This window comes from Cupriavidus sp. 21MJTG02-4 (genome assembly GCF_057798975.1).
The window spans coordinates 122,386-144,786 of sequence record NZ_JBYOJP010000017.1 but is presented as its reverse complement, the minus strand read 5'-3'; the positions used below and the strand labels follow the sequence as shown (position 1 = coordinate 144,786).

Here is a 22,401-nt window from a genome sequence, read left to right as displayed (position 1 = left end):
TCAGAACAGTTTGATCTCGTTTCCGCGGCTGGATGCTGGGGTTACTTGCGCGGTCTGTGCGGGGGAGGCCTGTTGCTGCCTGGTGGGCGCCGGCGCAGCCACGTTCTGCTTGGGCGCTTGGGGCTTCGCCCGGGCCTCGGCAGCGACTGCTGAGCTCGCCGCAGGCGCGGGCGCGGAGACCGCCGGCGCAGCCGAGGGTGAGGGGACAGGTGCAGCGGCTGGATGCGCGACGCTCGGCTGCGACGCGGGCCATCCGTGGCCGCCATCTTCAGCTGGCGCATTGGCCGCTGGCAAAGCGGCTGCCGTCGACGACTCGGGGCGCTTGTGCGTCTCGCCCGACGCGAGCCATCGACCGCCGCCGAAGGCGAGAACGGCAATCAGCACAATGCCAAGGCCCTGCCAATGGATCGGCTTGATCCGCGCCCAGACGGGCACCGGCTCGTTGCCGGACGGCGTGTGAGGTGGGGGCAGCGCCAAGGAGGCGCTAAGGCTCACGGCACCGGGCCGGGCCAGTTCGATCGTGACGGGCGGTTCCGCGTAGTGCGCGTGCAGGCGTTCGATTTCCTTGATGTCCATACTGTCTTTCGTGTATCAGGCTTGATCGATCAGCTTTCCGTCGGGGGAGAAGCAGTCGTTGTCGGGGATGCAAAGCCGGTGGATCGCGCGGATTTGTCTCGCGGCGCCAACAATCGCTTCGTCCTTCTCAGTGTCGGTAATGGACTGGGCCATGTATGCCCCGAGCGCACGGTGAAAGAGCCTGTCGTGCTGGTTAAGCAGCCGGATTAGCCGTCCGGCTAGCGAGTGTGTCACCACGAGCTGCCGTTGGTCGAACCTGAGGCTGAGATGCCGCCTTGGCTGCCGCTCAATCCACTGCAGCCTCGCGTCCATCCATTCCTGCGCCGCCCGAAAGGCCTCGTCCAGGGCGAGGATCTTGCCTTTGCTGGCCACTGAGAATTTGGACGTGATGTAGTTGTAGTCGCTGCGCAGGAAGTTCCGTACGAAGTCGGTGCAGTAGGACACTTCTGTGCCGCTGTCCGTTTGAGGAACGATCTTGGCGACGCGTCCCTCGCTGAGCATCCGGCGGATGGGCTTGGGTCCGGCGTCGGCTGCGGTGGTGTCAGAAGGCGCGTCCCGCGACGATATCAGCGGTATCGGACGCGGCTCGCCATCGGGCAGATGGTGGGAAGGTTCGGCCATGTTTCATGTGGTGGGATCTCTCTCAGCAGGAATTCTGAGACAAAATACTGCACACATGCCCGGAGAAAGCGACACATAATTGGCGAGCTTTCTGACTTATTTCCGGGTGCTGATATGCCACAATTCACTCACACCTCGCGTCACTGACGCATCGACCCTGACTCCTGGCGAGTCCATCCTTTGCTTCAAGTCGTGCCATTTGCGCACGCGCCGACCGGCTGGCTACCGGTGTGGATATTCCTTGTGATAAGTGTTTTCGCCGAACACTTCCCTCATCAGCTCGTAATACGCGTCTTTCGCTGTGCCTCTTCATGAGTGCACGCTGGACACCGTTCGAGCCTGGGACCATGTGGCGTCTCTCTCCAGGCCCCTCCTAGGCAGAACGGCTGACGTCGAGCCGATCCGTGAACCTGCGGCCGAACCTGTGGGTTCGCGAAATGGGTTGTTGTGCAGCGTGACCATGCTGCACGAGGACGACTTTACGTCCTCAGCATGAGCGGCGCGTACGTAGCGCGCTGCTCCCTGAGTGCCACGCCCCCGGAAGGGGCGTGGCATGCAGGTCTCACGAACAAAGCTCGCTTTCCGGCGCACCCGGGACGCGGGCTTTCTTTGTTTGTGAGAAGCCTGTTTCGGGGAGATGCCATGCACCACGATTCCGAGATTTCCGCCGCCATCGCGGCAATGCTGGTTCGTCGGCGTCCGATGTACAAGGACATGCCGGCAGCCTGGCGAAACCTTTGTGAGGCGGCACACGTCGCCAGTCTTCCGGAAGCCGCTCGTGCGGCCTTCCTTTCCACCGTAACGACCCAGCGCGGGGCAGACACAGCCTTGCGCCTACGGGAGCATGGTGCGTCCATCCGGGCGAACGTCGTTCGATTTCTCTCAGAAAGGAGAAAGAACGCATGCATGCACCCATCACCTACAGCGGCTTCGACGGACCGAGAAGCCTTCTAGAAGAGCGGCCCATGCGGCCGCCCCTCATCGGCAAGATCCGGCCGGGAATCAAAGTCCTGACCCGCAAGGCCCGGGAGAATCCTGAAGCGGTGCGAATCCACGACGCGATGCTTGCCCAAGGGCATTCATTTGAGTCGATCGGCATCCAGATCGAGCGCGAGACCCAATTGCGCAACGCCCTCGTGCCGAAGAACGTGCCTTGGTTTACCTGCCGGGGCTCGGACTTCGCGAATCCTGCCGTGGCCGACGACATCCTGCAGCGCTACGGCGAAGACCGCGGCGATGGGAATGGCCTGAAGCTATGGCGCTTCCCCGTGGTGTTCGCCTTCGATGACTGGCTGCGCAACATGCCAAATGAGCTGGTGACCTACACGGCCAGCGGCAGGCAGTTCTTTTCGGAGTACGGACCGGACGGCTTGCGCTACTGCAAGACCTACGCGCTGGTGCAACGCGATGCGCGAGCCAATCGTGCGAAGCGCGTGTGGGGTGGTCGACCAGTCGTCCTCCGTCAGGACGAGGCCATCCCGGACGGCCGGTGCGATCCACACAGCTGCCCGCAGTACCAACAGGGCTTCTGCAATCTGTCCGCCTCGTTCTTGTTCGCGGTCCCAAGCACTCGGGGCCTGGGCTTGATCGAATTGCCGACAACGTCAATTTACGTCCTGCAGAAGGCGCACGCGGCCATGCAGACTGTCGCGCTTGCGCGAGGGCGTCTGGTCGGGGTCCAGTTCTTTGTGAGCAAACAAGAGGTCGAGATCAGCCGGATCGATCCCGAATCCGGCAAGCCGGTGCGGCAGATGCAGTGGCTCATCACCCTCGATGCGGATCTTGACTTGGCAGGGCTGCTCGACGGCTCCGATCGGCCGGAACTCTCGCATGTCGAAGCCGCGCAACACGCGATCGCCGCGCTCGAGGGCACACCGGATACGTCACAGCAGCGTGAGTCTTCAGGCGATCTTTTGCAAGAAGAAGGGCGCACGTTTCCCGATGTGCAAGCCCAGCACGTGGCTGAAGAAGACCTGGCCGCGGAGTTCAACGAACTCGCCGGGCGCCTCGGCTTTGGCAACGAGCAGGATCGCATGGATCTGCGCGTATTTCTGCAGAACAGCTTTGGCGCCGGGTGGACGAAGCGGCCCGAAGCGGTTCGGCAGGTGGTGAACGACATGCGCAATGCATTGGCGAACAACCCGGTCGCATACCGCGAGCAGGTCAAGGCTATCGCCGCCGAGATCTCTCCCTGAGCCTGGCCTGCGTGCCGGCTCGACTTATGGACGCCCGATGGCGTCCATGCTTCTTTTCGCTTCGCTGGTTATTCCGCCGGCACATTCCCTATCCATAGGAGGTTCCATGCTCAACGAAGACGAAAGTTTGCGTCTGGGTCATTTTTCAGACCTGCATTACTCGCCCAGCCATCTGGCCGAGGCAGACCTCTGCTTTGGCTTCGCGGTCGACGATGCGATAGCGTCGGCCTGCCACGTCGGGGTCGTGTCGGGAGACGCCACCGATCATCGCCTTGACGCGCACACGCCAGCGTTGTCCGCGCTGGCCCGCCGGATTCATCGGCTGTCGGCCCACATGCCCGTCCTGCTCCTGCAGGGCACTTATAGTCATGAACCCCCAGGTACGCTAGACCTGTTCCGACTCATCGGTGTGCACTATCCCGTATACGTAGCCGATCGCATCCATCAGGTAGCGCTGTGCGCGGGGCAGTTTGTACCGTCGGACGGGCCTCTTTTCTCGACCGCTGAAATCGACGTGTTGCTGCCCCAGCACGGCATGCCCGAAGTTGTCTTCACCTGCGTGCCGACCGTCAACAAGGCGGTACTGGCTGCTGCCGCCGGCGTGGCCAATGCGGCGACGGCGGTGGGCGACTATCTTGCCCATTACCTAGCGGCGGCAGGGGCTATCAACCGCCAATGGCGGTCATTTGGCGTGCCTACGGTCGGCGTGTCACACGGCACGGTGAATGGCTGCCAGACCGAGCACGGCGTACCCATGGCCGGCTTCGATCATGAGTTCACCATCGGCGCGCTGTTCGAGGCCGAGTGTGACGCCTTTCTGCTTGGCCATATCCACCGCGCTCAGCAATGGGAGCGGGAGGGCAGGGTAGTGGCATATCCCGGCTCCATCGGGCGATTCCACTATGGCGAGATCGGGGAGAAGGGATACCTGCAGTGGCAGGTGAGCCCCGGACATGCCACGGCCTCGTTGGTGGCCACGCCTGCACGCGAGACGGTGTGTGTGGACTTCGACGGCCCGCCGGACATGGCAAGGCTTGCCGACATTGCCATGGAAGCCGCTGACAAGTTCGTGCGCATTCGTTGGACGGTCAACGAGGAGCATCGTCAACTGGTCGACCGTGACGCGGTTCTTGCGCTGTTCGGAAAAAGCGCCGAGGTCAAGATCGAGGCGCGCGTCTTGCCGGCCGTGCGTAGCCGCGCCGAAGGCATCAGCCGGGCCGCCAGCCTGCCGGAAAAGCTCTTCCGCTGGGGTGAGCTGACCGGCGTTGACACTGCCCCGTTGGTGGACCGTTTGACCATGCTGGAAACGCTCGAGGCGCAGTCGATCGCCGACGGCGTGCTGGCCAAACTGTGTGAGGCTGGTGCGGAAGGACCTACCCGAGCGGAAGGGACACCAAGCGGCGTTGAACGCTCCGACCCGAGCCCGGACTCCTTGGCGGTTCTCGCCTCGGCGCCGCTGGCCGACCAGTCAAGTATGGACTGGCTCACCGATGACCTGTTCGCGGGGCAACCCGCCTAACCCTCCGAACGTGCGAGCCATGTTCCGACAGCCGTGAGGGCTGTCGAAACCCGGTTTCACCCCGCGTCATTGACGCATCTATCCAGCAGTATCCATTTCCTTTCTATTTACCCTGACGGGTGCTTCCCGTCAGGGGTGCGCTCCGTCCAATCCCTGGAGTGCAACATGATTCTCTATCACGCCGGTCCGAAGTGGCTGCATGTTGAGGAAAGTGCCATGACCCGTACGGATCTGGCCAAGCGGTTGTGCGAGAACCACCAGTTCACGCAATGCATGATGTATGAGCCGTTCGGACGCGGCCGCGGCGCTGTGATTGCCAAGCGCGATCACATACTGGTCATGGCGATCGCCGCCGACGGTGGCAACACCTGGTACTCCGTGGCTCCGTCCAAGGAGCTGCAAGACCTTATCTGGTCGTTCTCGAACGGCTTTGCCGGACAGTGGAGCGCATTGGAGCTCAGGGCCATGACCGGCCTGGACGACTGGAAGGCGCTGCTGCGAATGGCCGGAGTTCAGTTTGCAGCGGCGGTGCGTTCGGTTGAACGCGCGATCACTGGCCTGCCGGAGCAGGATGTGCCGGCCGTGGCCGAGATGCCAGTGTTTGATGGCGACGCTATGGAGCTGCCGTCTGACTATCTCCACTCCTTTGGCACGGAGGTCGTTGAATGCGCCCATTGAAACTGACCCTCGTCGGCTTCCACGGTATCCGCGACGGCATGCACCGGGACAGCGTTACGGTGGATCTGACCGATCTGCCGGCTGGCCTGATTGCGATTGTCGGGCCGAATGGCGCCGGCAAGACCACGATCATGGACAACCTGCATCCGTACCCGCTCATGCCGAGCCACGCGACGAAAATGTCGGCCGACGCTTTCTCGTACTGGGACCACCTCTGTGTCCCGCGCGCTGAGAAGGACCTCGAATGGGAGCACGGTGGCAGGGTTTACCGGTCGGCATTCGCGTTTCGCAACCCGGGCAAGAGCCGCAAGGCGGAGTACTACCTGTTCGAGAAGAACGCGACGGGCGACTGGAAGCCGGTGCAACTGGCGGACGGTACCGTATCCGATGGCAAGGCCGACACCTACGGTCGCTGTCTTGACTCGGTGCTCGGATCGGCCGAAGCCTTTTTCACCAGCGTGTTTTCCGCGCAGAACCGGCGGCCGCTGGCAAGCTACCAGCCCGCCGAGATCAAGAAGCTGCTCGCCGAGCTGCTCGGGATCGATCACCTGCGCGAGCTGTCCGCGAAAGCGGGCGACGTGGCCAAGGCGCTGAGCCGTGCTCTGGATGGGCTGCAGCGGGATGTGCTTGCGCTGTCCGGCAAGCGCGACACCGTGGCAACGATGACCAGGGAGATTCAGGAGATCGACCAGGCCCTTGCTGCTGAGCGGACGCATCGTACGGAGCGGCTCAATCGAGGCAGCAAGCTGGAGCAGGAACGTGCCACGCTGGCTGCCAAGCAGGCGGCATCGGCCGGAATCGAAGCCCGGTTGCGCGAGTTGCATCAGCGCAAGCGGGAGTTGACGGCACGTGGCCAGCAGCTTGCCATGGACGATCGCACGGTGATTGCGAAGGCGACTGCGCGGCAGCGGGACCTTGAGGATACCCTGGCGACGAGCCAGGCAACCGTCGCTCAATCCGAGGCGATCACCGCGGCCGGCGCGCAACGTGATGGCGTGCAGATGGCCCATGGCCGTCGGCAAGCAGAACTTGCCGAACGGCAGCGGGAGCTGGCCGAAGTCGAATCCCTTGCGACCCAGCATGCGGGGCTGATAAGTGAGCTGCGCGGGATGGAGCAGCGCGGCTCGGTGGCGGCACAGCTGGCGCGGACCCTCAAGGCCCAGACCGATGTCATGGATACCGTGCCTTGCAGCGGCCACCCAATGCACAGCCAGTGTCCGTTGCTTGCGCAAGCCCGCGAGGCGACAGGCCAGTACGAGGCCCAGGCTATCGTGGTGACCAATCTGCGTACCAGCTACAGGGATAAGCAGGAAGCCCTGAGGCCAATGGACGCGGCATTGCAGCGCCTGCCAGCGGCTCGTGAAGCGGTGGCATCCCTGCAGCGAGACATCGCGCGAGACAATCAGGAGCTTCAACGCCTGACTGCTCTGGCGGCGCAGAGACCGTTGCTTGACACCGCCGCCGCTGCGCTTGGGAAGGCACGGGGCGACCTGGCAGCCCTGACGCAGGAGGAAACTGAACGGAAGGACCGGCTCGTCCGGGATCTCCAGGATGTTGAATCCCAGCTGGCTGCGGTGCAGCGCGAGGTTGACGCGCTGGCCGTGACCGACGTGACTGGGCTGATTGCTGAGCTCGACCGCCACATTGCGGGCGTACGGGAAGGGGTCAGCGCGGCCGATGGCAAGATCGAAACATTGATCCGCCGTCAAAGTGCGCTGGCCACCGACCGTGACCGCATCGAGCGAGAGCTTTGTGGTCTGCCGGCGCTTGAGTCGCAGGTGCAACGCCTGTCCGACGAAATCGCGCAGTGGAAGCTGCTCGGCAAGGGGCTTGGCAACGACGGCGTGATCGCGTTGTCGATCGATGATGCGGGGCCGGCCATTACCGGCATCGTCAATGACTTGCTGCTCGCCTGCTATGGGCCGCGATTCACGATCGCGATCCAGACCCAGACGACGCTGGCCAGCGGGGAAGCCCGGGAGGGATTCTCCATTGCGGTGCTGGATGCCGATAACGGTAGCTCGAAGGAGTTTTCCGTGATCAGCGGCGGCCAGAAGGTATGGATCAATGAGTGCCTGACGCGTGGTATCGCCCTGTATCGGGCGCAACACGCGAAGCAGTCCTTTCAGACGCTGTTCACTGACGAAGCGGACGGTCCGCTGGACCTGGAGCGCAAGCGCGCCTTCATGAAGATGAAGCGTGAAGTGCTGCGGGTTGGCGGATATGAGCGAGAATTCTTCATCTCCCAGACGCCGGAGCTCGTTGATGAAGCCGATGGCGTGATCGACGTCACGGCGCTTGCTGCCGGGGCCTAATCGCCTTCTCTATTTCATTCGATGGCCGGCTCCGAAAGGGACCGGCTTTTCCTTTTCTTCTGACCAAAAACCGGAGCAGCCATGGGTCTGATGGTCGTAATCGTTGTTGAAAGTACCACCTTCGATGGCTCGGACGAACCGGCGAAAGCTGCTGCGCTCATGCACGTGTTGGCCGACGAGGTTGTCGCTCGGATTCCGAAACTTGAGCCGGGCCAGTCGACGCGTTGCGCTCGCGGGCGGTGCCTTTCGAGGACCTGCCGGCGGCCGGGCGGTCGGCGTGGCGGCGCGTCGCTACGCCGTCCAGGCAATGTTCCATGCAAAAACGCCCCGAAATCGCGATTTCGGGGCGTTTTTTTCTGTTCGCGGGAATCGTCGTGATTACGCTGCGGCGTCCTTCAGCTTCTTCATCGCGCGAACCTTCACCTTCACGCTGGCCGGTTTGGCGGCAAACCATTGGTCCTGGCCCGTGAACGGATTCTTGCCGAAGCGCTTTTTCGTGGCCGGGACCTGGATCGCCGAGACCTTGAACAGGCCGGGGAAGGTGAATTCACCGGCGCCCTTCTTGTGGATCGCGCTCACCATGGTGTTTTCCAGGTGAGTCAGAACGGTCTGGACGGTCTTCTTGTCCAGTTCGGTCTGGGCGACCAGATGGGCGAGGAGGCTCGACTTGTTGAACGTGTCCTTCAGCGGCTTGGCAACCGGGGAGGCTGCGGCAGCCTTCTTAGCCGGAGCGGCTTTCTTTGCTGGGGCAGCCTTCTTTGCGGCGGTCTTCGTTGCAGTCTTCGCGGATGCTTTCGTGGCCATAGTCGTACCTAATTAAGAAACGCGTGCGCGCGGGATATCGCGTACATCGCATCCGCGAAGAATAGCAAAAGCAAGCGCGAGTGCAATAGTGAGATGCGCTGAAACCCCTATGATTTCAGGATTTTTCGTCGTCGGGCAGCCGAAATGGTAGCGGCAATGCGGTCGCAGGTGCGATTGCTGGCAAGCCCTAAGATCCGGGTCACGTCGTCGTGCGTACAGCCTGCGAGCAGCTGACGCCGGCAAAACGTATTGCGCAGCGTGCGGGGACTTGGCTCGACGCCGGCGAATTCTATCGCTTCCAGCGCGGCGGCCACGATCCGGCCGAAGCTCATGTCGGTGATGGGGCGGCCATCCGGGGTAAGGGTAAAAAGCAGGTCGCCTTTTACGGGAAGCGTTGCGCGGCGGGTTTGCCAGGCCTGAAGTAGCGGTACGGCGAATTCGGCCAGGTGAACAGTGCGCGCGTCCCGCGCCCCATGTCCCGTCACGAAGAGATAGGGCGGGTTTGCATCGGGGACTAGGTTCTCCAATCGCGCGGCTCGCGCTTCCGCCGCGGTAATCCCCGTTGCGAGAAACATCGCGACGATCGCCCGGCTACGCAAGCCGGCCAGATCGTCGGCAGGGGATTGAAGATTGGCCTGCAGCCGCGCGTCCTCGGCCTCGTCAAGGAACTGGGGTGTGGGCTCTTGGTCTGGCCAGCGCTCGGCGGAGAGCATCAGGGCGGCTGGGTTGTCCAGGCGCACACCGACGAAGACCAGATGCCGGCACAGGCGTTCCAGCAGCTTCACGTACCGCATGCGTGTGGCCGGAGAGTACGACTTGGCGTCGCGCGTCTGCAAGAAAGCCTCGATATCGGCGGTGCCAAATGAGGTAACGGTCGCGCTCCTCGCCAGCAGGTGTCGTCGGAAGTTCTCGAACATCGCCTGGTGCTGGACGATCGAGCGCGCGGAGAAAGGGCGGCGATCAGCGCCAGCCGCCTCACGCGCCTGCCAGTCACGGTAGGCCAGGGTGGGATTGCTGAGCCAGAGTGAGTCCATTTGTGCCATACTCGCTGTTATATACTGAATTGGACCCACCCCACACCCCTGCCGCCGCTATGCGGCGGATATGGCTTGCAGGCGAGAGGTCAGAACCGCGGCCGCCCATAACGGTTGCGGCGCGCGGCGAGCCTTGCGCGGGTGCAGGCATAGCGGGGATAGGCGGCATCGAGCATGCCCGCGATCCGCTCCAAACGATCCTCCTGCGTGAAACAGCACGCGAGCAGGCATTCGTCGACGCAGTAGCGCATGATCTCCAGTAGCAGCGCATACCGCTTTTCGGGCGGAAACTGCAGATTGCCCACCTTCGCCCATGCTTTCAGCCCGGCATGGGCAAGCGCGACGAGTTTGTCGGGCGTGGCTGGCCCGGTTTGGCACAACTCAACCGCATCCCGGTGCAGCTGCCGAGAAAAATCACTCATGCCGCCTCACCGGTGAAAGGCTGGAGATCCGCGACGCTGACCCAGCGGCGGCAGATTTTCGCGCGGCCACGCACAATCTCTTCCACCTCGACATCGGCCGTGGGGCCGCCCGGCCCATTGAAGACCGAGAGCACGCGAGCTTGACGGGCCGGGAGAGCGGGCGCGGCCCGGTAGCGCAGGGTGGTGATTGTGTCGGCCTTGATCGGTCCGTAGGCGCGAAAGATCGGTGTGCCGTTGGCATGCTGGCCGATCTGGTCGCGGAATGCAGGTTTCAGCCCGTCAAGAAAGGCTCCGAGCTGCGATCGCTGCATACCGATGCCACCGCTGGTTTCCTGCAGGACAGGCAGGGCAGGGCCGTATCGGCGCGCCAGCGCGGCGCGCATGACGCGCCGGTACTCGGCGCCGCCGGCCAGCATCACCGATCCGACACGCATTGGCCAGGCGGCGGGCCGCAGATAGCTCGACAAGTCCGCCATCATCTGGTCGGCCCGTTGCTGGGTCATTCGCTGGTCGTAGGGTGCGATTTCAGTGTCGGGATGCAGGAAGCCGTGTCGCGCGGACAGAATCAGGACGCGGGGCGCCGCATCGCTGCGCAGGTGCGTCCGGTATGATTGGTACATGACGCCCCGATAGAGATCGATGGCACGTGCGCTCCGATCGAGCTTCGAACCGGAACAGGCCAACAAGAGCAGGGGCGGTTCGGCCTCGTTGCAGAGCGTTGGCGCGAGGGGAAACAGGGAAAGTTGCGTAGTCGAGAGCATAGGACGGTGTCGCGTTGCATGCTTTTTACTCTACAGACTCACCGCCATAGTCAAGTCAACCGCGCGCATAAGTAGCGCTGGACCGCGCGGAAGGCCATCCATGAGCTTCCTCAAGTGTTGGGGGCTTGTTCTCCTGACTGTCGACCAGTTGCGCGATATCCTCCAGAGCCTAAGCGAAGCTGGTCACGGCAACCTGCCGGTGCATGCCCTGGCCGAAGGCCTGACAGGACCGGTGCGCAGCGCCGATGTCGTGCCTGGCTGGAACCCCGCTGTTGGCACGGTGACGCTGCTCAGGGTCATCATGACGGTCGGCGTCTAGCCTTGTCGCTCGCCGGGAAGGCGGCGATGTTCCTGGTGGGCGGCGGCATCTTGATGCACGGCATCCCGGCGATGCACCACGTGCTGGACGCGGCGGCACAGGCGGCGGCTGGCGTGCCGGCGATCGGTGGTGTCCTGCCGGTGCTGGCCCCGTTGGTGCTGGACGGCATTGCCGGCGTCGTCGCCGGTGCGCTGGTGCTGGCGGCGGTGACCGTGGTGAAGGCCGGGATGCGAGCGTTGCGGCCGTCGGCGCGCTAGGCAGAGTAGCAGGATAGCCCTGCCGTTCGGCGGGGTTGTATGCACTAGGTCGCCCGGCGACGCACCGAACCGCAGTTTGGGGATGGCTGCTCAACCGGCTTTAACCGTAAGGCAGTCGAGCTGGCCAGAGGCGGTTCGGCATCCACAGGGTAGGGCGGTTGTGCCACTTCATCGAGGCCGACAACCCCGCACAGGCAAATGCAGCACACACCCCGCTAAAACGGAACCCTTCGCGCCCGAAAAAAAAGTACTGGCTCTCGAGTATAATTTCACGATCATGAAAAAATTGATGAGCCGCTTGCACGGGACGAGTTCCAATGCCACGACCACTCCCTGATTCGACGCTTCCATCGCGCGCAACCATCCGTACCATTCTGCAATTAGGCGATCGCGTCCGAGCCACGCGGGCAGGGGACGGGATGCCCATTGACCAAGCGGCGAGGAGTTGCGGCGTCTCGGTCGGCATGCTGTCCAAGCTAGAGAACGGCAAGGGCGTCAATCTCGAGCACGTACTGCGGGTCTTGGACGGACTGGGTTTGACAATGCTGGTCGTGCCCAAGACGCATGCGCCTTTGCTTGAGCGGGCCGCGGGACATGCGCTCAAAACTGATGAGTTGGCAACTTGGGAATAGCATGCGACCCAGATAAGTTCGGGGCGTCGGCAGCCCGCTATGGGGAGATTAACGGGAGGTGCCTTTCACCGGTCGAGTACTGGCGCGCGTCCTGGTTGGGGTCTCTTTTGGGGTTGCAGGCGAGTGCGTCAGGATTTCTTTGCCGGCAACAACGTTGCTAGACGTTGATTTACGTGCCTCAGCAGATGGCTTGACTGGTAACTTCTTTGTTACCGATTCATGGTTCTCCGCAGTCTTAGCGTTCGCAGGTGGCTTGCGGATTGTCGAGACAGTCGATTTGGTCGCCTTCTTCGCCGTCACCTTACCTGCGGGCGGTTTTTTGCGTCCGGCAGCAGGCTTGGACAGCGCGAAAGCGTCGGCCATCTCGAGGCCAAACACATCGGCCACCAGCGCGTCGTCGAGCACCTTGCTGGTAGCGGGTCGTTTGGTGGGCCTGGGCACGCCCGCGCCGGCCTGCCTGACCAAGTCATTGGCCTCGACTCGGCGCAAGGCGAAGAGCAATTCCGGCTGTTGGTCTAGCCGCGCGCCGACGCCGTAGAGTACGGCAGCGACGTGCTTGCACATTGAGGCCCAGTCCGGACAGCTGCAAGTGAATCTGATTTCCTTCGGCACCGGAAACAGGCCGCTGCCGGGTTTGCAGATGCGCTCCATCACTGCCGTCGAGAGCTTGCCCTGCAAGAGTTCCACGAGCGAATCAATCGAACCCGCGCAATCGGCGCCGATCGCTCGCCATTGCTTTGCAGGACACGCCGTCACGGTCACAGCGACCGTGTACAGACTCGAACCCATTACCTGCGCGCGGACTTCGCCTGCCGTAATCTGAAGGTCGATCACGGAACCGTTGCGCACATAGGTACGGCCGCGCGGCAGGCGGTTGGCATAGTCGCTGTAGCCTTCCAAATTGTCGCACCAGGCCTTGCCCCAGAAGGTCTTGGCGATGGCACCGCGATATGACGCAATTGGCGACAGGATCGTACCAGCCTTCCTCGCCTTCGCGGCGGCCCGTTCAGCCTCTTTTCTGCGTTCGGCGACTGAGACATAGGGCTTCCATCCCCCGTAACCGTAACCCATTGCGATTCCTCTTGGCGATCAGTTTTCTTGCGCGGCATGAACATCTAGCTTCACGAGATCGAGCAATTCACGATCGCTCATCTCGGTAAGCAGGAGTTCTGCGCCGCCCTCCAACACATCCTCCACCAATTGCTGCTTCGCTTCGATCAACTGGTCGATACGGTCCTCGATCGTGCCACGGCAGATAAACTTATGCACCAGAACGTTCCTCTGCTGGCCGATACGAAATGCACGATCAGTCGCCTGGTTTTCCACAGCTGGGTTCCACCAGCGGTCGTAGTGGATCACATGCGAAGCGGCGGTGAGATTCAGGCCTGCCCCACCGGCCTTGAGCGAGAGCACGAAGAAGGGTGTCAGCTCATCTTCCTGGAATCGCTTGACCAGTTCGTGGCGCTTGGCTACCGGGGTGCCACCATGAAGCACCAGACCTTCGCGGCCAAAGACCGAACCTAGAAATGCCGCCAGCGGCTCAGTGGTCTCGCGGAACTGGGTGAATACCAGCACCTTTTCCTGTTTGGCGGCAATGACTTCGGCCAGTTGGCGCAGGCGAGCGAACTTGCCGCTGTCTTCCGCCTTCCAGGCGGCGTCGCCCAACCACTGCGACGGATGGTTGCATATCTGTTTGAAGCGCATCAGGAAGCTCAGCACTACACCCTTGCGACCGATACCCTCGGCGTCTTCAAGCGCGGCAGCCAGATCCTTCACCGCACGCTGATACAGTGCCGCCTGGCTCGGGCTCAGGTGGCACCAGGCCTTGAGTTCAGTCTTTTCCGGAAGGTCGTCGATTACCCGCTTGTCGGTCTTCAGGCGGCGCAGGATGTAGGGCCGTACGAGCGTTCGCAGCGGACCGAAGTGCTCGGCCTTCGCCAGCCGCCTGGTAAAGTCGGCGAAGGCCTTGTCTGAGCCCAGCAAACCAGGGTGGGTGAAATCGAATATGGACCACAGATCGGACAGGCGGTTTTCCACGGGGGTTCCGGTCAGCGCGATCCGCGATTGCGCCTGGAGCTGCTTGACCTGTCGCGTTTGCTTGGCGCCCGGATTCTTGATCGCCTGCGCTTCGTCGACAACGGCCACGCGCCATTGGATGGCCCCCAATATCGGCTGGCGAAGAAGCGAGCCAAAGCTGGTGATGACGAGATCGATGTCCGCGAGCCGCGCGGGGTCCAGCGCACGCAAATCGGCGGCCGACATGACCGACGGATGGGCGATCAGTAGGCGCAAGCCGGGGGCAAAGCGCTCGGCCTCTGCCGCCCAGTTGGCCAGCAGCGATGCGGGGGCAACCAGGAGACTGGGGCGCACCTCGGCGCTTTCGCGCTTCAGCACGAGCAGCAGCGAGAGTACCTGCATGGTCTTGCCTAGGCCCATATCATCCGCCAGGCACGCGCCCAGTCCGAGCCGGGTGAGCAGGTACAACCACCGCACGCCGGCCTCTTGGTAGGGCCGCAGGTTGGCCTTGAGTTCCGGTCCCGGGCTGATCTGCGCCAACCCCTCCGGCTGACGCAACTCCTGCAGGATGTCGGCCAGCCAGGGCCCGGCAACAAGCTGCGACCAGTCGCGGTCAGCGAGGTCGGCGCTATCGTCGAGCGAAACACCCGCCAGCAGGCGTAGGGCCTCATTAAATGGCAAACCGGTTTGCGCCGCCTTTTCCATGGCCTCGAATCGCTTCAGGAGGCGACTGAGCTTTTTCTTGTCCACCTCGACCCAGCGACCACGGATGAGTTGCAAGCCGTCGGCGCCTTTGAGCAGATCTGTGACCTCCAAGGCGCTGAGACGCTCGCCGTCGAGGGAGACCTCGATGCTGAAATCGAGCAACGCGTCCTTGCCCAGGAGCGAAGGAGGTCGTGCTCCGACGCTGGCTTTCACAACGGGACGGGCAGGGCGGCCCGCCTGCCAGACGCCTGGCGTGCGTACGACAATCCCGGCGGCTTCGAGTTTGGACAGGTCCGAGAGAAGGCGATGGGCGTCGAGCGGCGTCCAGCGCAGCGGATGGTATAGCTCGCCGGTGTCCACCATTTCGCGAAGCCAATCGCAGTGTTCCGCAGCGCGCTGCACCGGCAACAGTAACGACAGGAGCTGCGCCTTGCTCCTGGCTCCCGAAAATTCCGCCAGGGCTTGCGACAGTGGCTGATGTTGCGCTTTGCCATGGGCCGACAGGCGCGAGGTGTAAGTCGCAAGGAAAGCGAACGGTGACTCCGGGTCCTTGCGGTTCTCAGCGAGGTTGAAATGCACACGGCCGACGAGATTCCAGGCCGGATGGCGCAATTTGAGGAAATCCTGAAGCGAGACGTTTGCGGTCGCCAGTTCCTGGTGCAAGGCCGTATCGATCTCGCCCCACAGCGTGGCCAGCACATCTGGCGTTAGATACTCGCCGCCCGTCATCGGCGGCGCATCGGCAATCATGGCATCAAAATCATTGGCACCAGGCGTTGCGACCACGATCTCGCCGCCTTCGGGCGTAGCACACAGCGCGGTGACATAGCGCGCGGCAAAATCACGCCACCAGGCCCACGCGGGGGGCAAAATGCGGCCAACTTCCGCTGCGCCCAAATGCAGCAGGCCATGCCCCGAGCCAAGCGCAAAAGAACGCCCAAGCCGCAGTCGCACTTCATCGGCCATGATGGGCGCGGCGTCCTCCGGCACGGCAAGCAGGTGTCCGCCAGGCGTCAGGTGTGGCGAGAGAAGGTCGGGAGCAATCAAAACCGCGCGCTCCTCCAATCGCACGGTTTCAGCAAGGGCTGAAGCCGCATGTCTTCCAGGGAAGCGGCGGTCGAATCAAGCAGCAGGTCCGCCGGCGAAGGCCGGATCGGGCGAATGTCCGTTTGCGTTTGCTCCGACCGAATCATCGAGTCGACCAGTCGTCCGGGGTATGCCTGTCCGCTGCGTTGTACATATCTTGTGCACTGTCTTTGCATCTGCTGTAGGCCGATCTGATTGCTTCACTCACGGACTCGCGGCTCTGCACCGGCTGACCAATGTTCCACCTTCGCGGAGTCCCGCGTACCGAATTCTGCCAAAAGAAGCACGACTTTCCATGTCGTTCCAGATTCGTGGTGGTTTCGGCGCCAACCGCTTGTTGAGCGGATGCGGCAGGATAGTCCTGCCACTGGGGCGCCAGCCGCGAAGCGTTCATGAACAAGCGGATCGCTTGCATGCGGCTGTCATCGCGGTTCGCGCATAATTTCACGAAATTGAAAGAACCCGCCGATCCGCCTCCATGCTGGCTTCCCTTCAGCACGGAACGTGCCCCATGCCACCACCACTCCCGGATCCGACACCGCCCTCGCGCGCACCGGTTCGTACCATTCTGTAGCTGGGTGACCGCATTCACAGGCATCGGCCAAGAGCGGCCAAGCGCGGCGACGAGGCGGCATGGGAACTCCACCATGAATAGCAGGCAGATGGATGGCGGAACGCAGTCGCCGGACCCGGTGCCGCGCCTCTGACCCAGAGCTAGCGACCCCAATCAGCTCGCGTGCGAAGTCTCTTCAGATCGCGCTTGTAGTGCATCCTGGCTGGCAATTTCTATGCTCGATTTGTTTCGACCAATCCATGCGGCCAGCCTCAGTGCCGGTAGATCACCTTGCCTGGCGCGGGATCCTGCATGGCATATCCAAAAGCCAGACGATTCATCGCGGCTTACCACTGCTATCCCATCCGCAACTAGTGTGCAGATTACGATACATTTAACCTCGATGGAACCCTGAGTCAATATTGTCGTCTATACTTGACACGGATCTTCAGGACTGACTACCGATGAATCCATCGCTCCTCGGTAATGCCATTCAACGCAAACGGGTCGCTCTGGGCCTTACCCAACAGCAACTGGCCGACATGGCGGAATTGTCGCGCCAGTCGCTCAACGGTATCGAACACGGCACCGTCAATGCCACGCTCCAGACGCTCGGACGCCTGATGGACGTGCTTGGCCTGTCTCTGGACGTGAAGGACCCCGAGGCCAGCCGTCTGGGCGGCGCACCGGCGCGCGCGTTGTGGATGGCAGCAAAGGGCGCCAACGTCAGCTATACCGGGGAGCTCACCCCCGACGAGCTCGAGCGCGCCCTAGCCACTGGCGAGGTGCCATCGGCGTATCGCCCACAAATAGCCCAAGTCCTGGATGAGGCGCCGCTGCAGCTCGTCACCAAGGTCGTCGCCGAGGTGGCGGCGAAACAGCATCGGAACCCTGCCGACATCTGGAAGAACGTCAGGCGGCTTGCGCAGTCACTGATGGCCACACGCGGAGGCCTGTGGGCATGAAGGTCGAGCTCCGAGGCGATGTTTGGGAGAGCCTCTTTCCTCATGCTTTCACGTTAATGGAGGAGGTCAGGAAGCACGGCGGCATCGAGCCATTCTGGACCTTCGGTGGCGGCACGGTCCTGATGCTACGGTACCGCCATCGCTTTTCTCGTGACATCGATTTATTTGTGCCGGATCCCCAATATCTCGGGTTCGTGACGCCGCGCTTGAGCGAGGCTGCGGAGAACATCTCGAGCGATTATGTCGAGCAGGGGAATTTCGTAAAGCTGGTCCTCGACGCAGGCGAAGTCGACGTGGTGGCCTCGCCCAACCTGACCGACGAGCCATTCGAGATCTGGGAGATCATGGGGCGGCCGGTCAAGGTCGAAACCGCAGCCGAGATCGTTGCCAAGAAGCTTTACCACCGCGGGGACCGGGCCACGGCACGGGATCTCTTCGACCTTTGCGTCGTGGTCGAACAGGAGCCGACGGCGCTGGTGCATGCTGCGCCGTTTCTGCTTCGGCACGCCGCCGCATTCGTCAGCCAGGTCCAAGCCGGCCCGCCGATCATGCGCGAGCAGTTTGCCAGGATACAGCGCATCAGCTTCGACCGGAGCTTCGACGACTGTGTCGCGTTGGTGGGAGATTTTCTAGATTCGCTGCGGAAAACCGACGACGCGCCGCTGGCGGCGCGGAAAAGAGAGCGCCGGTAGGCGTCAGCATCGACTCATTTCACATGACTTCTCGGTTCCGATCGGCCTTTCAGCTAGCGATAGCCATCGTCCTCTTCGTGATGGTGGCCATCCTGTCACGCGAGTTCTATCGTTGGCTCGAGTCAGCCGAAGCGAATTCGGCTGACTCGCCGCCAAGTGCGGTGGTCCCAGTGAATTTCGATGCTGGCGCGGAATGCGAGCGCATGCTCGATTTTATTGGACGTCAGGCCCGCACATCGGAGACAGCCCGCTTGGAGCCTGCGCGCCGGGCAGACTGCCTGCATTCCTGATCTTTGCGCGGCGTGAAAATGATGTATCGTGCATGTCCAGGCAAAGTTGAAATGTCCGGGCTTCAGCAAAGTTGAAATGTCCGGTTGTCCGGTGTCTTTTCAGCTTGTTTGTTCAGTCTTTTGGGGTTCCTGTAAGGCAGTGGTGCTGGCCTGACGTGGCAGAGTTGTGATCAGGGTGGGACTGTTATTCCATCGGGGCGGATTTGAATTCCCGGGAGAGCGGAAATCAGTTCTCGGTTCCGTTAAGCGGCCATGGTTGCTGCTGCAAGCGTTTTAGCGCTTCCAACATGTCGTTCTGATCCAGCGAGCGCTGCGACTTCTTGCCTGGTGGTCGTCCACGCTTGCGGACAACGCCTTCCGTGGCAGGCAAAGAGAGAGATCGCGTGTTGTCGCGTTTCTCCTGAACGTACTGCGCCAGTTGCAATACGTGCCCCAGCCGCTTGTTATCCACGATTGCCCCTTGATCGACTTCCGACAGCTTGTCGTAGATGGTGTAGGGCAGGGCGACGCCATTCGCGCGTGGCTCGATCCTGCCGTCGGGGTAGTGGTAGACGTCGATATAGCGACCGGCCAACTTCCGATGCTCGGGGGTATCTGCCAGCAGGTAGAGCATCTTGTCGTACTGGATCGTCAGGCTCTTGGAGACGCAGCGTGGTTCGCGCCAGGCGAAGATCAGATCAAGGTTCTCGTCCGGTCGCAGCGGACGATGCGCGTTATGGCTGTTACGCGGGACCTTGGCGAAGCGCGCGTTGTAGTCCGCGATGAATTCGGGCATGAAGGCGTTGGCAGCTTCCATGGTGCTGATATTGCGAAGGCGCAGTTCCTTGACCAGTCGGTCCTGCAGGGTCAGGTGGGTCCGTTCGACGCGCCCTTTGGCCTGGCTGCTGTTGGCGCAAATGCCTTCGATGTTCAGCTCGAACAAGGCCCGGGAAAACTGGGTATGGCCATCGCCGCCGGTGGCATTCGGCTTGTTGACCCGAAAGACGCTGGCCTTGTCGCTGTAAAACGCCACGGGCTTGCCATGGCGCTCCAGGTAGGCGCGCGTCGCAGCAAAGTATGTGAACGTAGCCTCGGCATGGGTAAAGCGCAGCTCCATGATCCGGCTGGTGGCGTCGTCGACATAGACCAGCAGCGTGCAGGCCGGCGCGCGCTCCTCAAACCAGCGGTGATCGCAACCGTCGATCTGAATCAGCTCGCCATGGCAGGCACGGCGGTTGCGCGGCTGGTAGACCTTCGGCGGCCGCTGTTTGCGCGGTACCCAAAGTCCAGATGCCGTCATCAGCCGGCGGATCGTTTCCTTGGACAACGTGAGGCCATGGCGTTCGCGCAGCTTCTCGCAGGCCAGCGTCGGCCCAAAGTCGACGTAGTGTTCCCGGATCAGGCTCAGCGCCGCGGCTTCGCGGTCGGCCGACAGCCGGTTGTTGCTCGGACGGCCGCGCTTGCGGGTCACGAGTCCCGACGGGCCTTCTTGCCGGTAGCGCTCCAGCAACCGCCGCAACTGCCGGTCCGTGATCTCCAATCGTTCGGCGGCCACACCGGGCCGTAACCGACCATCCACGACCGCCTGGACGGTCTTGAGCCTGTCTAATTCCTGCATGCTGACTGTAATAACCTCGGATCTAGCCATCCTCTGGCGGCTCCATCGTGTTCAACCGGGGCAGGCTAAATACCATGAATGGAGCACTCAGGCGGACATTTGAACTTTGCCAAAACCGGACATTACAACTTTGCCGCTACAGTGCACTTTCGCATAATAAGGATTATGTTAAATCGTGATGCCTCAGTCGATGGGGTGATAGCTTCGATTCAGGGCTCGACTTTCACGCTTGAAAGCTGGAGATGAGGCATAACCCGCGATTCCAGCCAAGTCATCCGCCGGCCGACCTGGTCGTGTAGGTGTTCCAGCGCTCAGTGGCTGGACGACATGGGTGCAATTCCGAGCGTCAAGTGCTGGGGAACAAGGGAGCGTCGTCAAACCTGCCAGCTCGGGTCGCGCGGTGCACTTGGAAGCTGAAGAACATAGAACTCCGGCCCTCGGAAGCCATCCACGCACGGTAAGGGCCTGATTTGCCTCTCGGGTCCGATCCTTCTCCCTCAAGCTTGGCGGCTCCCGAGATGTGAAGCGTTCGTGTTTCCAAATCATCACTTTCTTACGCCCATTCCGGAGCATACGTTGCTGCATCGCAACATATGATATTCACGGGTTCTAAATCAGAATTAAACATGATTAAATTCCGGTCCGCGGCGGCAAATGCTGCACAACTTATGCGCCGCTGCGCAGGACCGGATCGATGCTCCCCGCGTCGCTCCGGTTTTTTTTCGGCGCATCCGGACTGAATCGTGGCACTGTCTTCGCGTGCCGCATTGGGAGGGGCTGTCGCGGTCGCCAATTGTGCGTGATGATAAGTCTGTCGCTCAGTGCATCTGGCTCGCGAATTAACCGCCCAGCCGAGGCAAGGATCAGGCCGAAGCTTTTCGGAATAATCCGTTAGTGTGAGGCGCGGAGTATAACCGTTGGTGCGATCCTTCCAAATCCGGTTTTAACTGCTGTTTGGATTTCATGGTGCAGATGATATGTCAAGCAAAACGCCAGAATCACTACCGAGTGGCCAATACTGGGCCACTCCGCATGCACCCTTTCCGTTGGACGGTCCAAATGGCCACGACGAGGTCTACCCCGGCGCGGATTGCCTAAGCGACGGCAAGTGGGTCATCTTCTACAAGGAAGGCAAAGAAGTATGGGCATGCAACGCCGTGTATGCCGCTGCCCATTTTGACTTTACTCGCCGTCCGGGGTCCCGTTCCTCGACGGACCACTGAATTGCGGTGCTAAGCCTCGCCTAGCGAGCGCAGTAGCGTCGCGACCTTCGCGCTGGTTGTGGCCTGCACACGTGCGATGAGCGCGTAGTCGACCTGGCTCACTCGGTACGTCTGACCGATATCGTGTTGCAGGCGATGCCACAGATGGCAGGTCATTTCAGCGTCGGCCATTGCCCGGTGCGCACGACCGGTCTTAGGCAGTTGCAGCATATCGACGAGCGTCGATAACCTGTGATTTTGAGCGTGTGGGTAGATACGCCTGGAAGTGAGCATCGTACACGCGAAGTGTTGATTGGCTGCAATGTCCAATAGCCCAAGCTCGGCCTGCCAAAACCTGCGGTCAAAACCGGCATTGTGGGCCACTACCGGATGCTTGCCGACAAACCGGGCCGCTTCACTCATGACCTTCGACGCAGCAGGTGCATCTGCGATCATGTCATTGGTGATTCCGGTCAGGCTGACAACCTGCGAGGGGATATGCCTTCCAGCGTTCATCAAGCTTTGAAAACGATCAACGATCTCGCCGTCACGCAGCAAAATGACAGCAATTTCGGTTGCTCGGTCACCGCGGCCCGGCGACAATCCCGTCGTTTCAAAATCCAGCACTGCGACCGTCTGCACCCTGCCTCCCTGTTTGGCCTCCGCGTTCGCGCTATTGTAGCTAACGCGGCTTCGCCGCAACCGGCACGCGCGGACCTAATCCTTCGGGGCAGGCAAGTATTCCATACTGACATCGTTGGTTTCGGTAGTGGCATGCTGCGCCGTCAGGCGGGCCCAAAGGCGTTCAGCTTCGGCATCGAAGCATGGCCAGCCGGACAGTAAGTATCGCCGTCCGCTTGCGGTCTTACCTACGCCGGTGCCAACGTCAAACGACCGAATGGCCGTACTCACACGTCCCGTCTGGGTCTCAATACAGAATCCGACGAAATATCGATCACCTCCTGCTGTCTCGCGGACCCGCCAGCGTTCGAGTGTAACCTGTGCTTGCACATCAAGAGGCGCAACAGTTTTTGCCAGCATGCTGGTTCGATCCACCTAATGCAAATTCGATTTGACTGACAGTTGACAAAAAATGTCATGGGTTGGAGTCGCGTTAGGCGTCTGCTCGGCAGTACTGATGCGACATTTTTCTGCACAGTGC

General features: G+C 61.7%; 20 protein-coding genes. 10 read left to right on the top strand and 10 right to left on the bottom strand.

Going from position 1 to position 22,401, the window contains the following annotated elements:
- Positions 1–576 (bottom strand): hypothetical protein, encoded by a 576-nt coding sequence (locus AC3FKH_RS27710; RefSeq protein ID WP_488678909.1) that lies wholly within the window; start codon positions 574–576, stop codon positions 1–3.
- 15 nt (positions 577–591) lie between these two features.
- Complete coding sequence (locus AC3FKH_RS27705) at positions 592–1,197, bottom strand: hypothetical protein (protein WP_051648701.1); 606 nt, start codon at positions 1,195–1,197, stop codon at positions 592–594.
- A gap of 492 nt (positions 1,198–1,689) precedes the next feature.
- Between AC3FKH_RS27705 and AC3FKH_RS27700 the strand changes: the two genes are divergently transcribed.
- From AC3FKH_RS27700 to AC3FKH_RS27680, 5 genes are all read left to right on the top strand, one after another.
- On the top strand, positions 1,690–2,151 hold the full coding sequence (locus tag AC3FKH_RS27700) for a DUF7696 family protein (protein WP_434475900.1): 462 nt from the start codon (positions 1,690–1,692) through the stop codon (positions 2,149–2,151).
- The gene (locus tag AC3FKH_RS27695; RefSeq protein WP_035868875.1) at positions 2,100–3,392 is read left to right on the top strand and encodes a recombination directionality factor; all 1,293 of its coding nucleotides are present in this window, start codon (positions 2,100–2,102) and stop codon (positions 3,390–3,392) included. The genes AC3FKH_RS27700 and AC3FKH_RS27695 overlap by 52 nt, the downstream gene beginning before the upstream one ends.
- 106 nt (positions 3,393–3,498) lie before the next feature.
- A complete protein-coding gene (locus tag AC3FKH_RS27690; RefSeq protein ID WP_488678908.1) occupies positions 3,499–4,911 on the top strand; it encodes a metallophosphoesterase family protein in 1,413 nt (470 codons plus the stop codon).
- A gap of 165 nt (positions 4,912–5,076) precedes the next feature.
- Positions 5,077–5,589, top strand: a complete 513-nt coding sequence (locus tag AC3FKH_RS27685; RefSeq protein WP_035868880.1) for a hypothetical protein — start codon at positions 5,077–5,079, stop codon at positions 5,587–5,589.
- Positions 5,577–7,904, top strand: a complete 2,328-nt coding sequence (locus tag AC3FKH_RS27680) for an AAA family ATPase (RefSeq protein ID WP_488678906.1) — start codon at positions 5,577–5,579, stop codon at positions 7,902–7,904. The genes AC3FKH_RS27685 and AC3FKH_RS27680 overlap by 13 nt, the downstream gene beginning before the upstream one ends.
- 378 nt (positions 7,905–8,282) lie before the next feature.
- Here AC3FKH_RS27680 and AC3FKH_RS27675 read toward each other — a convergent pair whose 3' ends face one another.
- The 4 genes from AC3FKH_RS27675 to AC3FKH_RS27660 all read right to left on the bottom strand — a co-directional run bounded on the left by AC3FKH_RS27675 (position 8,283) and on the right by AC3FKH_RS27660 (position 10,925).
- On the bottom strand, positions 8,283–8,708 hold the full coding sequence (locus AC3FKH_RS27675; protein WP_284495034.1) for an HU family DNA-binding protein: 426 nt from the start codon (positions 8,706–8,708) through the stop codon (positions 8,283–8,285).
- Between the two features lie 107 nt (positions 8,709–8,815).
- Positions 8,816–9,742, bottom strand: coding sequence for a tyrosine-type recombinase/integrase (locus AC3FKH_RS27670; RefSeq protein ID WP_488678905.1), 927 nt, complete (start codon positions 9,740–9,742; stop codon positions 8,816–8,818).
- An 89-nt stretch (positions 9,743–9,831) separates the two neighbouring features.
- Entirely contained in the window at positions 9,832–10,164 is a 333-nt protein-coding gene (locus AC3FKH_RS27665; RefSeq protein ID WP_284495032.1) for a hypothetical protein, read from the bottom strand.
- The gene (locus AC3FKH_RS27660) at positions 10,161–10,925 is read right to left on the bottom strand and encodes a DUF6884 domain-containing protein (RefSeq protein WP_488678904.1); all 765 of its coding nucleotides are present in this window, start codon (positions 10,923–10,925) and stop codon (positions 10,161–10,163) included. Before AC3FKH_RS27660 ends, AC3FKH_RS27665 begins: the two co-directional genes overlap by 4 nt.
- 100 nt (positions 10,926–11,025) lie before the next feature.
- Between AC3FKH_RS27660 and AC3FKH_RS27655 the strand changes: the two genes are divergently transcribed.
- From AC3FKH_RS27655 to AC3FKH_RS27645, 3 genes are all read left to right on the top strand, one after another.
- Positions 11,026–11,244, top strand: a complete 219-nt coding sequence (locus AC3FKH_RS27655) for a hypothetical protein (RefSeq protein ID WP_284495030.1) — start codon at positions 11,026–11,028, stop codon at positions 11,242–11,244.
- Positions 11,245–11,246: 2 nt separating this feature from the next.
- Positions 11,247–11,501, top strand: a complete 255-nt coding sequence (locus AC3FKH_RS27650) for a DUF808 family protein (protein ID WP_488678903.1) — start codon at positions 11,247–11,249, stop codon at positions 11,499–11,501.
- Positions 11,502–11,818: 317 nt separating this feature from the next.
- Positions 11,819–12,133, top strand: a complete 315-nt coding sequence (locus AC3FKH_RS27645; protein ID WP_284495028.1) for a helix-turn-helix domain-containing protein — start codon at positions 11,819–11,821, stop codon at positions 12,131–12,133.
- A 48-nt stretch (positions 12,134–12,181) separates the two neighbouring features.
- Here AC3FKH_RS27645 and AC3FKH_RS27640 read toward each other — a convergent pair whose 3' ends face one another.
- Complete coding sequence (locus tag AC3FKH_RS27640; RefSeq protein ID WP_488678902.1) at positions 12,182–13,204, bottom strand: SWIM zinc finger family protein; 1,023 nt, start codon at positions 13,202–13,204, stop codon at positions 12,182–12,184.
- A gap of 18 nt (positions 13,205–13,222) precedes the next feature.
- Positions 13,223–15,901 carry a DEAD/DEAH box helicase gene (locus AC3FKH_RS27635; RefSeq protein WP_488678901.1) on the bottom strand — a complete coding sequence of 893 codons (2,679 nt, stop codon included), beginning with the start codon at positions 15,899–15,901 and terminating at the stop codon, positions 13,223–13,225.
- A 1,056-nt stretch (positions 15,902–16,957) separates the two neighbouring features.
- Here AC3FKH_RS27635 and AC3FKH_RS27630 point away from each other — a divergent pair.
- Both AC3FKH_RS27630 and AC3FKH_RS27625 read left to right on the top strand, forming a co-directional pair.
- On the top strand, positions 16,958–17,458 hold the full coding sequence (locus tag AC3FKH_RS27630; protein WP_284495025.1) for a helix-turn-helix transcriptional regulator: 501 nt from the start codon (positions 16,958–16,960) through the stop codon (positions 17,456–17,458).
- Positions 17,455–18,150 carry a nucleotidyl transferase AbiEii/AbiGii toxin family protein gene (locus AC3FKH_RS27625; RefSeq protein WP_488678900.1) on the top strand — a complete coding sequence of 232 codons (696 nt, stop codon included), beginning with the start codon at positions 17,455–17,457 and terminating at the stop codon, positions 18,148–18,150. The genes AC3FKH_RS27630 and AC3FKH_RS27625 overlap by 4 nt, the downstream gene beginning before the upstream one ends.
- Positions 18,151–18,666: 516 nt before the next feature.
- Here AC3FKH_RS27625 and AC3FKH_RS27620 read toward each other — a convergent pair.
- Both AC3FKH_RS27620 and AC3FKH_RS27615 read right to left on the bottom strand, forming a co-directional pair.
- On the bottom strand, positions 18,667–20,067 hold the full coding sequence (locus AC3FKH_RS27620) for an ISNCY family transposase (protein WP_488678899.1): 1,401 nt from the start codon (positions 20,065–20,067) through the stop codon (positions 18,667–18,669).
- Positions 20,068–21,269: 1,202 nt separating this feature from the next.
- Entirely contained in the window at positions 21,270–21,881 is a 612-nt protein-coding gene (locus AC3FKH_RS27615) for a 3'-5' exonuclease (protein ID WP_488678898.1), read from the bottom strand.
- Positions 21,882–22,401 lie beyond the last annotated feature (520 nt).